Raw genomic sequence first — 16,377 nt, forward strand, 5'->3', positions numbered from 1 at the left:
CGCAAACACTCCTAATCTATTAGGGCCACTCTCAATACTTCCTCAGTAGTGGTAATGCCCTGCTTTACTTTTTCTAACCCGTCGTCTATCAGGAAAATCGTTTCACTTCTCTCCGCAATTTCACGGAATACAGTAGGTGCCGCGTTACGGTTAATCGCATCACGCATTTCTGCATTGATGATTAGCACTTCATGTATCGCAATCCGTCCTCGATACCCTGTCATATTACATGCCGAACAACCTGTCCCACGATGGATCGTTTCTATCGTTTTCCCACGTTTAGCGAAAATCTCTTTTTCACGATTAGTTGCTATCTGAGTAGTACCACAATCTCGACAAACTCGACGAATCAATCGTTGGGCCACGACCGCATTTAATGATGCAGTCAAAAGGAATGGCTCTACTCCCATATCAAGTAGTCGTGATATAGACGCAACCGAGTCATTCGTGTGGATCGTGCTCAACACTAAGTGTCCAGTCAATGAAGCACGAATCGCGATTTCCACGGTCTCTTTATCTCGAATCTCTCCGACCATTACTACGTCAGGATCTTGTCGCAAAATAGAACGTAATCCAGTCGCAAACGTTAATCCCACGTTAGAATTCACTTGAATTTGATTAATTCCTTCCAGTTGATATTCCACTGGATCTTCAATCGTAATAATATTTACTTCTTCGCTATTCAATCGATTCAACGCAGCATATAGAGTAGAGGACTTACCCGAACCAGTTGGTCCCGAAATCAATACAATACCGTTCGGCTTCTCGATTTCCCTGAGAAAACGATCTAGATTCGTAGGTCCAAAACCAAGTTTCGTCATATCATTCAATGAGCTACTCAAGTCCAAAATACGCATAACCACTTTCTCGCCAAAAACAGTCGGTAAAGTCGATAACCGTAAATCGATCGGTCGGAAATCAATCATGACTTTAATCCGACCATCTTGCGGCATACGAGACTCCGTGATGTTTAAATTCCCCATAATTTTAATCCGTGCAAGCAACATCGACTGCATATGCTTTGGTAAAACGCGTTCCGTTTGCAGCTTTCCGTCAATTCTAAAACGGATCATAACTTGATGCTCTTGAGGATCGATATGAATGTCACTGGACTTCATGGAAACGGCACTAGAAATGATCTGGTTCACTAGACGCACGACTGGAGAATCATTATCTACAATATCATCCTGTTGCTCTAGTTGACTTGCCGTAGTTTCCGGTTCTTCAAACAGCAAGTCATCAAATAATTCATCATCATAATATCTAGTAATCGTTCGCGTAATATCGTCTTTTGAAGCAATCGCTGTATCTATATGGAAACCAGTGGACAACCGCAAATCTTCAATCGTGTTGTAATCCATTGGGTCTGCCATCGCAACGAATAATTTATCCCCATCTTTCTTCAATGGAACAATCATCTTCTGCTTGGCCAAACCTTTAGGCACAATATTAAACAACTTGGGATCAAACGGATAACGGAACAAGTTGACGTGCGGAATTCCGAGCTGGAACTCGAGCACCTCAATCAACTGCTGCTCCGTTATATACCCACGCTGCAATAACGCATCTCCAAGTCGCTCATCTCGAGACTTCTCTTTCAACGTACTCATCAACTGCTCATCCGTCAGCAAACCGGACTCTATTAATAAATCCCCAAGACGTTTTCTAGTTGTCGCCATCTGAATCCCCCTCTATCAATCGATTGGATTACCATTCTTGTCGACTTTAATCAGATTGCCGCCTTTATCATAATCATACTTCGCATCGTCTTTTCCGTAAGAACCGTTCGAATTACTTGAACCATCGTTGTTCAAGCCGTTACTTGAAGAAGAACTATTGTTACTTGATCCGCTTCCAGTAGATGAACTTGAACCAGTGCTTCCAGATCCTGTATTGTTAGAATTACTACCTGATCCACTACTAGTAGAAGAACCTGAACTATTCCCCTTACTAGAATTTCCATCCGATGAACCATTACTAGAGTTACCAGAATCAGACGAATTACCCGTCGATCCATTATTTGAACTATTTCCATCGGTATGGCTAGAATTACTATCCACATTACTATCTGGAACTTGCTCTACAACTTTTTCTAAACTATGACGCTCGATAATTGGTTGCGGAGCATAGAAATCAATTGACACATCTTCAATTTCTTCCAATGAACCATTCAACAAAACATTACGTTTAACCGCGACCTCCATGCCTTTCTTACCTTTATTCACTATTTCAATCGCACCTGCATTGACAAAGGCACTATAACGAATAACAGTCTTCGGATCATACTTTGTGATTTTCTCCACTTCAGTGTCATAGCTATGCACAAATGGGAGACCTTCAATTGACAGCTCCAACTGAGAGCCTGTCCAATCCGTACGAATCGTGAAGACTGTTTGATTTGGGTTCGTGAAAATGAAATCCAAATCGAGCTTACGATTGATTGCCGCTTCAAATCCGGGTTCAACGCCTGCTGGCAATTCAGTAGATATATTTCGTTCATCTATAATCCAGTTCGTTTGCAACACCGCTTTATATAGAAGAGACGCCATAATTGTCATCTGTAAATCTGTCGCACTAGCAGACTCTTTACCTTCAAGATATTCACGGAATGAAAAGGTGCTGTTCGGCTGAATCTCAAAGCCATCTAAGTCCTCCATTAGCAAACGAAGACCTTTCGCCAATTCATCCACTTCATATGTAGCAGAAGCAATGACTTGTTTCTGCTCATACAGCTCCGGAATAAAATTCGCTAGATGAACTTGCTGGGGCATAATCCCACTTCGTAGCTGAATTTCTATTTGTGAAGCAATCTTCTCCACATCATCTTCCTTAAACGTTAATGAATTAAAATTTTGTTTCATCACAGTGCGTAAACCTTCTCGTGATACACTCGCCACTAATGTATTATCATCACCGTTCCGAACTTGATTGAGTGTAGCATCAGCATCGAAACTAACAACATCTGCAGGAATGTCGACTTGATAGTCCTGAACAATGAGTTGAACTAACATATTTTGTTCCAAGCCAGAGAAGTCTATTTGCAACTTCTCTTTTGCTTCTTTTTTAGAATGTTCGGATATATCAAACGGCCCTACGTATGTGTGTTTATTGAACTTTTTGAAGTTTGAGAAGAAGCCATCTCCTGCGTAGGTTTGTTGGGCGAATATGGCGAAGATGACTAATAATAGGGCGCCTATAGAAAGGCTGAATTTATAAAGATTTGGTTTCAATAATTATCGCCTCGCAATATCTTATCTAATTTTTGTAGTATTCCACTTCTATTTCGGGCTTTTCCCAAAAAGGTTCAGTTGGGTTAGGTGCATCAGGATTAGTTGTGGAATTACCACTACTTTCACAGTTTTTAAACAAGATACTAGGATTATTTTTATATTCCGATTCTTTAATACCTATATACCTCGGATCATTTTTTGGATAGTTTTTAGTATCCTCTATTGTATTGTTTCTTAATACATAATAAATTTTACTTGTGGAGTCTATCGTTATTTTATTTAAATAAACATTTCCGCCTACACAGACCTTCGAATTGTTTGTTATAGATTGTTTCCCTGAGTTAGGTTCCCAATTCCCTCTAACTGCCAAGGTACTTGATGAATCAATAGACACATGTTTCTTAGGAACAAAATTGCCTCCTATACCGATAAAGCTTCTATTTAATTCTGCTTGGTCAACTGTGAAATTTCCAAGAGTCATGAGAAGTAGTGAATCTGTATTATTCATATTCTTAAATGAAATATTTCCTTTAGCATAAAAATTAATATTTTTCATTTTATTAACGTTGAATGGACCGAGCTTACCCTCAACATAAATTGAAGTATTCTTATAGTCTTTTCCCAGGTTACCATTGTTATCTTTTACAGCATCACCAGCGAAATATATAGCTGGACCCTTGAAGTTAGAAATATTTTCAACATTCGTTTCTAAACAAGCATTAATGGAAGGACATTTTACAGATGGTTTATCGATAAAAGGTAATTTTTCAGTCTTAAACCAGTCTAAATTTTTAACTCCTCCATCCTGCGATCCTTGCCCACCAGCAACTGTTTGGTCCACGTTAAATTCCGGCATAACAAATCTTAAAGTGAATTCCAAAGGTTTGACAGTTGCATTATATTTGCCATCGATATCTCCAATAATCTCTATTGAATATTCTGACGTATCTCTTGTTACGCTAACTGCTCTTTTAATAAATTTATAATTTTCAGCAGCTAACTCAACAGGAGCAATATTGTATTCTCTTAATTTTATATATAGTTCTTCTAACGCATCTATTCTCTTTTGTTTCGCCATATTCTTAATAGCTTCTGGTTTATTAGATTCTTTACTATTATTGATTACTGCTTTTCCTGCTAAAAACCTATCATTATATCTTTTCCAAATTTCTTTTTTAATGGCATTATATTCATTAATATAACTCCATTTATAATAATCTACGCCCATTTCAGCTGCCATATATGCTAAATTGTTAGTATCCACAATCTTTTCTTGTTTCGCATTACTAATTGAACCTCTCATAAATACAGCGCTGGTGATCATGATAAAAACAACAGCAAACAAAACAATTACCAATGCATATCCATTCTCATTCTTTCGATTGTTCATAGTTATCATCCTTTCACCAGGAAGAACTTTTATATCTAGAAGCTATTAGTGGAAAGGTAATACTTAACTTAGTATTTTCTGGAGCAGTTATCTTAAATTCCTGAATCTCTAAGTCTTCAGTAGCTGCTTCAATATCATATCGAACCCCTTCTGGTGGTATCACTTGATCACCAACACTGTATATGAAATCTCGACTAATATTAAAGGTTTTACTCTCCTGAGCTTTTTCAATTTCACAATTTTCTACGCTGACATTAGTAGGTGTAATGACGAAATCGTATTCTTTACAGGTACGATGAATCCTCAATATTTCAGTAGATATATAATTGCCTTCTTGCTGTAGTCTTAATTTGTTTGTTTCTAAAATATTAGAGCGTGAGCTAATAGATATTGTTGTCCATATCAAACCGGTAACTAAAGTCACCAACAAGAGTGTAGCGAGTACCTCAACAAGTGTCATTCCCTGTTCATTATGTTTGATAATAAGCCCTCCTCTACTCCTTCTCTTTTTTCATGTAGCCGAAGGTTTCACTAACTTCACGTCCTTCTTTAAATACGATAATATGAATTCGGAATAATTCGGCTTCCCCTTTTTGTGTCGTAGTCAAATCAGGTTCCTTTTTTAAGGTTACACGATATGTGAAAGAAGGTTCTTTCTTATAATTGTAGTCATAAATAATATGTGAGGGCTTCGTTACAGAATCCTCTTTAATAATTTCTAATTCACTATTCCTATCTAAAGGTAATGGATTTTCCCTCCAAACTAGCAACTCTTTTTTTGCTAGATTTATCGTTTCTAACTTTGCTTCTGTTTTCGAATTAAAAGTACTCATCTGAGGAAATATTGTCATAAAGCTAATGAAAACTATCCCAAGAATCGTTAGTGAAGCTAGTATTTCCACTAGCGTAAAGCCTCTTTCATTTTTCCGCTTCATGACGTCGCTCCTTCCTCATTAACATTTATCCTTATATTCTACTATTCCAACTAAAACTAAATACCTTACTATAAAACTAAAAGTCTATAAAACACACTCTATTAAGTCTATTGTCTCATTAAACTACTTAATAAGTAAAGAGAGCCAACGACTACTTTTATGTATTTTTGTGAACTTTTCAATTCCACTTCTTCAAATGAAACTACACGGCTCGCTTCTATAGGACAAACCGCCTGCAAATCCTTAGCTTTCGCGGCTTGTATATGTGGAAAATCCACGAAAGTAAAACTATTTGCGAGCGATGCCAAGATCTTCAAAGTTTCTGCGTAATCTTTCGTATTCAACATCCCGACAATCCAATCAACCTTTTCCCCTGGAAATTGCTCTTCGATCGTACGCACCAACATAGTAGCCGCCGCAGGGTTATGTGCTCCGTCAATATACACATTCCCAGCAATCTTCTGGAATCGGAAAGGCAACTCGACATGCGCAATTGCCTCGGCTACTTTCTCCTGTTGCAATGGAACACCCGCCTGCAGTAATGCTTCGAGTGCGACTGCGTGATTGATTGCCTGATGTGGCCCCTTCATATTTCTGACAGGGATTTCGAATGTCGACATGCCACTGAACGTTTCGATATCTCCCTGCTGCATAGTGAAATCTTTACCATAAGCTCGTACCATACTTTTAGTGGCTTTAGCTTCTGATAAAACCACATCTGTTACAATTTCCGATAACTCACCGATAACGACAGGTTTGTATGGCTTAATAATCCCCGCTTTATGCTCAGCAATTTTCTCTACTGTATCCCCAAGAAATCCAATATGATCCAACGCAATCGATGTAATGACTGACACTAAAGGCGTCACGACATTCGTACTGTCATACCTGCCACCCATTCCCGTCTCAAGCAAAACATAGTCAGGCCCTGCGTTACGAAACGCCAAAAAAGCCGCCACTGTCAGCAATTCAAAGTCCGTCAGCATGCCACTTAATCCTGCTGCTTCCATTTCCTCAAACACATACTCGAGCTCTTCTCGTGTAATCGGTTTCCCATTGATTCGAATTTGATCATGTACGTCGAGGATTGCAGGTGAAGAAAATACGCCCGTTACAAATCCATGCGCTCGCAGGACCGCTTCCATTACTGCAATCGTTGAACCTTTGCCGTTCGTCCCCGCCACATGAATAATCCGTAATTCTTTCTCTGGATTCAACACATTTGCCAATGCCTCTTCTATCGCTTCTAACCCTGGTTTTATTGAATCATCACTCATTAGTTCAAATTGTTTTTTATATTCGTCTAGTTTTGGAATCATAGAAATTCCTCCTGTGCTAAAATTGAATTATATACAGTATAGCAAAGGTGGCGTCTCGATTGAAAAGTTGTTGGGTTATTTATAATGGTAGTTTGACGAGTGATAAATTCGCTGATCAGGCGCGACTTGTGCAAGAAGCGGCAGAACGTGCGGGAGTGACAGCGAAAATCCTGAAAAATTATGAAGTACTGATGGATCTGCAAAACCAAATTGCCAATGCTCCTGATTTCGTTGTGTTTCTTGATAAAGATACATTGCTTGCGACGTATTTAAAAAATATGGGTATTCCCGTCTTCAATGATCCTGAAGTAATTGAGACATGTGATAATAAAGCAAAGCAATATTTGGAGCTAGCGAAGCATGGTGTAGCGATGCCGAAGACGATTATTGCACCGAAAGTCTACCCGAATTTCACGATAACACATAGCGGCTATTACGAGCATGTTCTGGAGACACTTGGCTTGCCGATGATTATTAAAGAAGGCCATGGTTCATTTGGCATGAAAGTCTATTTAATTGAGACGAAGGAAGCGTTTGACGAGAAAGTTCATGAACTACGCGGTGTCGATTATGTATTCCAGGAATTTATTGAAAGCAGTCGAGGTCGGGATTTACGCGTCAATATCGTGGGAGATCGTATCATTGCGGCTATGTATCGTCACTCGGAGACAGATTTTCGAGCGAATATTACGAACGGTGGTGTGGCTGAAGTTGTAGAATTGACACCCGCACAAGAAACCCTTGCGATGGAAGCTGCAAAAGCAGTTGGTGCTGAATTCGCGGGGGTGGATTTGTTATTCGGCCCGGATGAACAGCCTCTCGTTTGCGAAGTGAACGGTGCAGCGCATATCCGTAACCTCTTGAACGTCACCGGCATTAACGTAGCCGATGCCATGATCGCGTACATTTTGGAGAAGATTAAATGAAAGGCGCGGTTTACTATAATGAGGTAGAAGCGAAGAGGAACCATGCGTTTATCGACGATCTTTTGAAGGAAGCGAACAACCTAGGTATTGAATTACAGCTAATAACTGATTCACCTATCGAGCCGCTAGATTTCATTTTATTCCGTGATCGTGACCCTTCATTAGCTTGGGAATTGGAACGAGCGGGGTATCGAATGTTCAATCGAGCGAGAGTGCAGAAAATCGCCAATGATAAATTACGGACATTTGAACTTGCTACTCTACTCGGCATTCCCACAGTGCCCACATTCCGAGCAGATCCACTTCCTACATTGCCTTTTGTACTGAAAACACGCGGAGGTCATGGTGGGAGCGAAGTGTTTCTCTGTGAATCTACGCAACAAATTGAAAATGTTTTAAACCGATTCGATCACACTGAACTAATCGCGCAGCCTTTCATAGAATCAAATGCAACAGATGTCCGTGTATTCATGCTCGGCAATGAAGTGTTAGGTGCTGTAAAACGAACAGGTGCAAAAGATTCATTCAAATCCAATTACACATTAGGCGGCACTGTGGAGAAATACACATTGAACAATATCGAACTGAAACAAGTACAAACGATTTCCCAGGCAATTTCAAGCGACTATATCGGCATAGATTTCATACTTCCCATTGCAGGTGGCTGGTTGCTGAATGAAATCGAAGATCCAGTTGGTGCTCGCTCACTGTATCAAACACACGAGTTTTCCGTAGCAAAGAAATTATTGGAGTATATTAAATATCATTTCGATGATGAATTTTGATGAGAAAAGGCTATATTACGAGGTGTTTTGTATCACTTCGGCAGGTGAACCGCCCAATACATTGCCTCCATAAAAGAAGCAAAGTATTGGGCAGTTTCTTAACTAGTCCTTAGAAAAGCGACTATCCAATTTTTAATATCTTCACGGGAAACTGATAGAGTAATACCAAGTTTCGATTCAGTTCCCATATGGGAATTTATATAACCAGTATCCATGAAAACCGTAAACTCATAAAAATATTCATCATGAGGGTCTTGTGAATAAGCGAAAGAAATTCCTGGATTAAGTACACTAAGAGTTCCATTAGTCGTTTCATCCATTATCTTCAATTGTTCTAGCAATGTTTCGATATCTTGATTTATCCAAACAAAATTATGTGAATAATTTAAGAATCCATACGAGAAGGTTAGTTTAAATTCAATTTCAAAAAGGCCATCCTCTAATTCTCCCATGTTGAATACTTCGTGTTTTACTTCTGTTTCGCTAAACTCAAAACTTCTATCTTTTAATGTATATTCCATAATCACGAATCCTTTCAATTTCTCTTCACGTAATTCACCCTAATATCCATTTACGAAACTGTCTTACTACAAGTTATCGATTCTACTAGGAGTACGGCTACTAGTGATGACACTACTTTCTTCATCATAAAGAAACCCTCTTTTCTACTCTTATACACTTATCTCTCTTCTTTATTACCATACCTCTCATAGGCAAAATATCCACCTAATAGACCGAACGAAGCACCTAGACTAAAGGCAAACCCTAACGAAATAGAAGAAATCATACTAATGAATAAACCAAGTATACAACCCATCAACATTCCAAGAGGTATCAAACTATCCAACAATGTCTGAGCACTCGTCGATTTTTTCTTAGGCAACGCACCTTGCTTCGTTTTCTGATCGAGTCTCTTAATGACAAATACCACAATTAGACCCGCTATTATAATCGGTAATACAATACCCAAGACTTCAATAATTGCTTGCATGACTACACTCTTTTCTGTTTGAACCTATAATTATATTATGTAAAGTGTTAGTTGAGTTCTTCATTCACATTATTCTTTGGCACCGTACCAACTCCGTGCTTTTCGCTCCAATTCCTTCACAAACAAATCTTTTCCTTCAATATAGGATTCTATGTCTTCCGGAAACATGACAGCCAGCTTCGTTTTCAAGTCACCGTAAAGCTTACTCTCCTCAGGATGAAAACGAAGATAATCTCTAACCGCTACGTGACGAGCAATATCGTATGAATTGCCCTTTTCAAACACATGGATGTGATGCGTTCGAGTTTGTTCACCTTTTCTAAAAAAACGTCTTCCCTTCATACCGAATTCTCCAAGTGCTTCATAACCGATTTCATTCATTTCCATAGTAAACGCGTCTACATTTTCAATGCTTTTCACTATGGGCATTATATCGACAATTGGTTTTGCTGGTAGTCCTTCTACAGATGTACTGCCAATATGATGAATATGCACTAATTCATCTTTAAAAATCTTGGCGATCTTTTGAGATTCGTTTTTAAACAACTCTGGCCATTTATTATCGTATTCCACTACTTCCACTTTCATATCGTGCCTCCCTCTCATTTTACTGAACAACGTTTAACTATTTTGTTAATCCTCCCAATAAAAGATGGCATCCAACACTAGATATTGGTGCTCATTGCGATAAGTCGTTGGGATTTTTGTTTTAAACGATAGCGGTGTACTCATTTCATTTGCAGTCAATCGCTTGTAATCAAACTCCTCTAATGCATTTTGTAATTCTGCCGCTAGTGTTTTCAATTCCCTACCAACAATTAACGAAATAGGAGCATCAAGAATTGAACCGTGGCCACTGGTCACTTCCTCATTCGTTTCTATACGAATAGTTTTATACCTAACGTCTTCTCCCATTATAGCGACAGGTGCTAGACGACTTATATCGAGTAGAATACCTCTTATCTCTATCTCACGCATTCCATTTATTTCTTCCACAACGATACAATCTTTTTTCCAATAACAAAAGAACTCTACAAAGGAAGCATAGCCACTGCCGAAATGATTCCATTCCGCTTCGCAGACTACATTGTAGATGCGATTGATTCGATAGAACAGCCGATTGATATGCGCCAAAGTTTCTTCTTCATCACTGCGGTCATAAGGAAAACTATCTCCAATAACCTTCCCTTCAATGAGCATGCGTAATTGTTGATCTGTAAAAATGTAAAACACCTCGTCTCTCATTATTCTACTGAACGCCACTCTCGAGAATCGAAAATGTCTCTTGTTCACAATTTATCTCCGCCAACGCCCCATATGGTAATATAAACTTAGGTTCTGTATGGCCAAAGTTCAAATTATATAAAATAGGTAGTTGCTCCAAACCATATTCTTTCATGACTTGGAGAATCTCTTCTTTATACTCCTCAAAGTATTCCTCATCTTTCGGTTTTCCGAAAATAATCCCATTCGCTTTCTGTAAGATTCCTTGCGCTGCATAATTTCGCAACCAGTAACGAATGAAATTAGGATCAGGCTTCTCCTCTGAGGTTTCAAAGAATAGTATACTATCGTTCCAATACTCGTCTTCAGGCCAAATCACTGTACCTTTCGCAAATTCCAATACTTCGATACATCCGCCAATCAATCTTCCTTGTACAGTACCTGTGCCTTGAAGGAGTTCGTATCCAGTATTCTGATTCATTGTACGTCTCTTATCTTTATTCGACTCGATCCATTCCAACCGCTCACTTGTCCAATTTTCAGCTGGTGGTATCTCACCAATGATTTCATTGGAAAAGAGAGTTCGGTTCACCATCTCAACTGTGTAGGAATCCATTTCAATATTTTCCGCGAAATCAGTTAAGATGGCTGGTCCATAGAAAGACGAAATACCTGCTTTATGGCAAAATAGATGAGATATCGTAACGTCGGAGTATCCCATAAATATTTTCGGGTTTTCTTGTATTACGCTACAATCAATATATGGAAGTAAGCGGATGCTGTCCTCTCCTCCGATATTCGCAACAATTCCTTTAATATCGGGGTCCTTAAATGCAGTCATCAAATCTTCAGCACGAGCTTTCGGATTCGCATAGAGAAAGTCGGCCCCTTTTAAACTGTTCGGCATCGGTACAACAGTTAAGCCGAATATCTCTTCCAATCTTTTTACGCCTTGCTCATAACGCCATCTGATTACCGGTTCACCCGCACCTCCCCATGACGGACTCACTGTCGCGACCTGATCTCCACGCTGCAACTTCTTCGGTTTCATTAACATGTACTTTCCCCCTTTGAAACTTAAAGAATCCATCTCATTTGGATCGTTTTCAACATATGACCGTCAAAGTGATCATCGTATTCTTTAACTGTCTTAAATCCTCTCGCTTCATAAAATTGTCGCCCAACTAGATTTTCCTTTTCTACTTCGACCATAATTTCTTTTATATCTCCAAGAACTTCAATTCCTTTTTGTATAAGAGCCGAACCCATTCCCTTCCCTTGTTGATCTGGATAAAGATAAATAGCACGCAGTTCGGATGTGCCGTCTCCATCTACCGATGAAAAATCAGCAAACCCGACCACTTCATGATCGAGAACTGCAACAAATAGATTAGAATTTTGTAGACGCGTATCCATCATAGACGTATCGTAAGCCGCATCCAAAAAGCAGTCTTGAATCGTACGAGGAATAATCCCTTCATACGTAGCATGCCAACTCTCCCTAGCAATATCTTGAACCTTCTCGATATCTCCATTTACCATCTCACGTACTAAAAAACCCATATAGCACCCTCCTAACTTTCATAATATTGTGGTTCCAATTATACCCATTCAATTGATTGAATACTATACTTAAAATATGTTTATAGATTTGGAGGGACTATAGCACACGGGTCTGTTTCGAAGAACAACCCCTCCTCAACTACAAACCAAAAAGCCCATCCGACAGCATTACGCTGCGGAATGGGCTTTCAACTTCTTTAAATTCTTTTTAAATTTCTTTTAGTTCCGCAATACGACGCTCAACCGCCGCATACTTCTCCAAATAATCCTTCTCTTTCGCACGTTCTTCTTCAACAACTGATTCAGGAGCTTTAGCAGTAAAGCGTTCATTTGATAACTTGCCCTGAACTCGCTTCACTTCACCTTGCCACTTGCCAAGCTCTTTCGTCAAACGAGCCAACTCTTCTTCAATATCAATCAATCCTTCAAGCGGCAAATACAACTCTGCCCCTGTTACGACTGCTGACATCGTCTTACCTGGCGCATTCACTTTCACACCAATTGTTAACGTTTCTGGATTACAGAAACGCACAAGATAGTTACGGTTCTCTTCCAATACCGCCACTGTCTTCTCATCCTTCGCCGAAATATACAAATCGACTTTACGGCTCATCGGTGTATTCACTTCCGCACGGATATTTCGTACGGATTTAATAATATCCATCAACAATTTCATATCAGAAGCGCGAGACTTGTCCATCATGGCTGCATCTACTTCAGGCCACTTCGCTACAGTGATCGACTCTCCTTCATGCGGAAGGTTCTGCCAAATCTCTTCTGTAATGAAAGGCATTAATGGATGTAATAAGCGCATCGTTTGATCTAGGACATGTGCAAGAACCGAACGCGTCATTTTTTTCGCTGCTTCGTCTTCACCGTATAGTGGCAATTTCGCCATTTCGATATACCAGTCACAGAAGTCATCCCAAATGAAGTTATATAGCGCGCGGCCCATTTCACCGAACTCATAACGGTCAGCTAAGCTGGTTACCGATTCAATCGTTTCATTCAGACGAGTTAAGATCCATGCATCTGCAACAGATTTCTTTCCTGAGAGATCGATTTCTTCATACTTCATACCGTCCATATTCATTAATGCGAAACGGGAAGCATTCCAAATTTTATTGGCAAAGTTCCAGATTGCTTCTACTTTTTCTGTAGAGTAACGTAGATCTTGTCCTGGTGAAGAACCTGTTGCTAGGAAGTAACGTAATGCGTCTGCACCATATTGCTCAATTACGTCCATTGGATCTACACCGTTGCCAAGAGATTTAGACATTTTTCGCCCGTCCTCCGCACGTACTAATCCGTGGATCAAGACATCTTTGAATGGACGCTCTTCCGTAAATTCAAGTGCTTGGAAAATCATGCGGGACACCCAAAAGAAGATAATATCATATCCTGTAACAAGGGCATCTGTTGGGTAATATTTTTTGAATGTTTCGCTGTCTACATCTGGCCAGCCCATAGTCGAGAACGGCCATAGTGCAGATGAGAACCAAGTATCCAATACGTCATTGTCTTGTGTCCAGTTTTCTGTGTCAGCCGGTGCTTCCTGGCCAACGTAGATCTCCCCTGTTGTGTTGTGATACCACGCCGGAATTCGATGACCCCACCATAGTTGACGAGAAATACACCAGTCATGAACGTTTTCCATCCAGCTCAAGTACGTTTTCTCGAAACGCTCAGGCACAAACGTCACTTTTTCTTCTTCATTTTTTTGAAGATTAATTGCTTGCTCGGCAAGTGGCTGCATATTCACGAACCATTGTGTTGAAAGGTAAGGCTCCACTACTGCACCGCTTCGTTCCGAGTGTCCAACAGAGTGCATATGATCTTCAATTTCAAATAGCACATTCATCTCTTGCAAATCTTTGACGATTTGCTTACGGCATTCGAAACGATCCATACCTTCATACTTGCCAGCAAATTTATTCATCGTACCGTCTTCATTCATCACCAATACACGTGGCAAGTTATGGCGGTTACCTATTTCAAAGTCATTCGGGTCATGGGCTGGTGTGATTTTTACTGCACCGCTTCCGAAGTCCATTTCTACGTAGTCGTCCGCGACGATCGGAATTTCACGTCCTACAATCGGTAATGTAACCATCTTGCCGATCAAATGCTGGTAGCGTTCGTCATCCGGATGAACCGCAACAGCTGTATCACCGAGCATCGTTTCAGGACGTGTTGTCGCGATTTCAATTGAGCCTGTGCCATCAGCCAGTGGGTAGCGCATATGATAGAATGCACCCTGTACATCTTTATGGATCACTTCGATATCAGATATCGCTGTCTTCGTCGCAGGATCCCAGTTGATGATGTATTCACCACGATAGATCAGCTTTTTCTTATACAACTTAACGAATACTTCACGTACCGCTTTTGACAACCCTTCATCCAAAGTAAAACGCTCTTGAGAGTAATCGAGAGCCAGACCAAGTTTCGCCCATTGTGAACGGATATGGCTAGCGTATTCTTCTTTCCATTTCCATGTTTCTTGTACGAAGTTTTCGCGGCCAAGATCATAACGTGTTTTGCCTTCAGCGCGAAGTTTCTCTTCTACTCTTGCTTGTGTCGCAATTCCAGCGTGGTCCATTCCTGGCAACCACAACGCGTCGTAACCTTGCATACGCTTCATGCGGATGAGCATATCTTGTAAAGTCGTATCCCATGCGTGCCCTAAGTGAAGCTTCCCTGTAACGTTAGGTGGTGGAATTACAATCGTATACGGTTCTTTTTCGCTTGTTACATCTGATTCAAAATACTTTCCTTCAAGCCACCATTCATAACGTCCTTTTTCAACTGCCTGCGGATCGTATTTAGTCGGCATCGTCAATTCATCAGTCATTTCAGTTCCTCCTTCAAATAAAAAGGGATACAAAAAAGCTCCACTCATCCCGGTAAAAGGACGAAGGAGCTCGTGGTACCACCTTTATTTATGAACGCTAAAAAGCATTACATCTTCATGATTTGGTAACGGTCTTCACCGGATCCTGCTACTACAACTTCACAGAAACTGCTCATAGGGGACTTCCATATGTTGTTTCCAGGTACGTTCCACCAATCGTACCCTCTCTAAAGAAAACGGTTCACATGTACTTTCCTACTCTTCGCATTTATATTCATATACCCATTATTATAAGCGAAACATGTAGAGTCCGTCAACTGAATAGTAGTCTATAAAGAAAGGATGGTGAACGATGCGAAAAGGTTATAACCCATATCTATTGCCGCCATGGTTGCGGAAAACGAGATTTTACTGTAAAGGCTGTATCATCCCGTTAACCGTGTTTCAGTTGATACGGTTACTCATTCTTCCGACGACCGGTGACTTTTTACTATTTTGCTTACTCGCCGCTCTGTCCTTCTGCTTCTACAAAAACATTATTTGAATGGAAGATCTTTCTCGTTACATCGTCATCCAGCTCGGCGATGTATAAGAGAAAGTCTTCCATTTCATTAGTTACTTGTTCTACCGCACGGTCAGCATTTGCTAGAAACTCCATATGGGAAGTCGATGCAGCTACGAACTCCGGTGATGCGGGTTCTTCTTCGACCGCAACGGTTTCCTGTATAGGCTCTTGCACGAGTTGTTCCCGTTTCAACTGTACCGTCCACTCTAGTTTCAATCCGCCGTCTTCCTGCGCTGTAGCTTGAACATCCTGCACTTCAAGTTGCAGGTTCCCATCAAGTTCAGCTGGTAGATCTACATTGAGTGGCACCGCATATTCAAAATATCCCTTATTGTTCTCCACTTCGACGTCATTAATAATCAATAAATCTTCAGCCGTGAGTTCTACGTGCTTGTCTGCATCAAATACAACGTTTGCTGCGATATGATAAATCCCTTGCAAACGAATCGCTTCTTCTGTACGATCCTCCGTAAACCCTGGCGTCACCTTTACTTCAGCCGATTCAGCAAATGCCCCATACTCAGCAGGGAAATAAAAAGACTCTTGTAATGTCCATTGATGCGTCGTCATTATCGCTTCACTCCTTTTTTTAACT

At 40.2% G+C, this 16,377-nt stretch carries 16 protein-coding genes and 1 other annotated feature; of the genes, 2 read left to right on the plus strand and 14 right to left on the minus strand.

Annotation, left to right across the window (positions count from 1 at the left end):
- Window positions 1-11 precede the first annotated feature (11 nt).
- The 6 genes from CSV61_RS09360 to CSV61_RS09385 form a co-directional block, all read right to left on the minus strand.
- Window positions 12-1,679: a GspE/PulE family protein gene (locus CSV61_RS09360; RefSeq protein WP_099638998.1), complete on the minus strand. Its 1,668-nt coding sequence runs from the start codon at window positions 1,677-1,679 to the stop codon at window positions 12-14.
- 15 nt (window positions 1,680-1,694) lie between these two features.
- Window positions 1,695-3,230: a VanW family protein gene (locus CSV61_RS09365; RefSeq protein ID WP_099638999.1), complete on the minus strand. Its 1,536-nt coding sequence runs from the start codon at window positions 3,228-3,230 to the stop codon at window positions 1,695-1,697.
- A gap of 25 nt (window positions 3,231-3,255) precedes the next feature.
- The gene (locus CSV61_RS09370) at window positions 3,256-4,620 is read right to left on the minus strand and encodes a hypothetical protein (RefSeq protein ID WP_099639000.1); all 1,365 of its coding nucleotides are present in this window, start codon (window positions 4,618-4,620) and stop codon (window positions 3,256-3,258) included.
- Window positions 4,621-4,633: 13 nt separating this feature from the next.
- Window positions 4,634-5,104: a prepilin-type N-terminal cleavage/methylation domain-containing protein gene (locus CSV61_RS09375; RefSeq protein ID WP_369824344.1), complete on the minus strand. Its 471-nt coding sequence runs from the start codon at window positions 5,102-5,104 to the stop codon at window positions 4,634-4,636.
- Window positions 5,105-5,114: 10 nt separating this feature from the next.
- On the minus strand, window positions 5,115-5,555 hold the full coding sequence (locus CSV61_RS09380) for a type II secretion system protein (protein WP_099639002.1): 441 nt from the start codon (window positions 5,553-5,555) through the stop codon (window positions 5,115-5,117).
- A gap of 107 nt (window positions 5,556-5,662) precedes the next feature.
- On the minus strand, window positions 5,663-6,874 hold the full coding sequence (locus tag CSV61_RS09385) for a bifunctional folylpolyglutamate synthase/dihydrofolate synthase (RefSeq protein WP_099639003.1): 1,212 nt from the start codon (window positions 6,872-6,874) through the stop codon (window positions 5,663-5,665).
- Between the two features lie 59 nt (window positions 6,875-6,933).
- Here CSV61_RS09385 and CSV61_RS09390 point away from each other — a divergent pair, with 59 nt between their 5' ends.
- Window positions 6,934-7,800 (plus strand): ATP-grasp domain-containing protein, encoded by an 867-nt coding sequence (locus tag CSV61_RS09390; RefSeq protein WP_099639004.1) that lies wholly within the window; start codon window positions 6,934-6,936, stop codon window positions 7,798-7,800.
- A complete protein-coding gene (locus tag CSV61_RS09395; protein WP_099639005.1) occupies window positions 7,797-8,585 on the plus strand; it encodes an ATP-grasp domain-containing protein in 789 nt (262 codons plus the stop codon). Before CSV61_RS09390 ends, CSV61_RS09395 begins: the two co-directional genes overlap by 4 nt.
- 98 nt (window positions 8,586-8,683) lie before the next feature.
- Here CSV61_RS09395 and CSV61_RS09400 read toward each other — a convergent pair whose 3' ends face one another.
- The 8 genes from CSV61_RS09400 to CSV61_RS09440 form a co-directional block, all read right to left on the minus strand.
- Window positions 8,684-9,106: a hypothetical protein gene (locus tag CSV61_RS09400; RefSeq protein ID WP_099639006.1), complete on the minus strand. Its 423-nt coding sequence runs from the start codon at window positions 9,104-9,106 to the stop codon at window positions 8,684-8,686.
- A gap of 158 nt (window positions 9,107-9,264) precedes the next feature.
- Entirely contained in the window at window positions 9,265-9,564 is a 300-nt protein-coding gene (locus CSV61_RS09405) for a hypothetical protein (protein ID WP_369824346.1), read from the minus strand.
- An 81-nt stretch (window positions 9,565-9,645) separates the two neighbouring features.
- Window positions 9,646-10,164, minus strand: coding sequence for a GrpB family protein (locus CSV61_RS09410; RefSeq protein WP_099639008.1), 519 nt, complete (start codon window positions 10,162-10,164; stop codon window positions 9,646-9,648).
- A 45-nt stretch (window positions 10,165-10,209) separates the two neighbouring features.
- The gene (locus CSV61_RS09415; RefSeq protein ID WP_143561084.1) at window positions 10,210-10,821 is read right to left on the minus strand and encodes a hypothetical protein; all 612 of its coding nucleotides are present in this window, start codon (window positions 10,819-10,821) and stop codon (window positions 10,210-10,212) included.
- 4 nt (window positions 10,822-10,825) lie between these two features.
- On the minus strand, window positions 10,826-11,857 hold the full coding sequence (locus tag CSV61_RS09420) for a S66 family peptidase (RefSeq protein WP_099639010.1): 1,032 nt from the start codon (window positions 11,855-11,857) through the stop codon (window positions 10,826-10,828).
- Between the two features lie 20 nt (window positions 11,858-11,877).
- Window positions 11,878-12,363: a GNAT family N-acetyltransferase gene (locus CSV61_RS09425; protein WP_099639011.1), complete on the minus strand. Its 486-nt coding sequence runs from the start codon at window positions 12,361-12,363 to the stop codon at window positions 11,878-11,880.
- A gap of 208 nt (window positions 12,364-12,571) precedes the next feature.
- On the minus strand, window positions 12,572-15,217 hold the full coding sequence (locus tag CSV61_RS09430; RefSeq protein ID WP_099639012.1) for a valine--tRNA ligase: 2,646 nt from the start codon (window positions 15,215-15,217) through the stop codon (window positions 12,572-12,574).
- A 53-nt stretch (window positions 15,218-15,270) separates the two neighbouring features.
- Window positions 15,271-15,489: a binding site (T-box leader), on the minus strand.
- A gap of 227 nt (window positions 15,490-15,716) precedes the next feature.
- The gene (locus CSV61_RS09440; RefSeq protein WP_099639013.1) at window positions 15,717-16,352 is read right to left on the minus strand and encodes a hypothetical protein; all 636 of its coding nucleotides are present in this window, start codon (window positions 16,350-16,352) and stop codon (window positions 15,717-15,719) included.
- Window positions 16,353-16,377: the final 25 nt, after the last annotated feature.

The sequence above is a fragment of the Sporosarcina sp. P3 genome, from assembly GCF_002743415.1.
Lineage (GTDB): Bacteria > Bacillota > Bacilli > Bacillales_A > Planococcaceae > Sporosarcina > Sporosarcina ureae_A.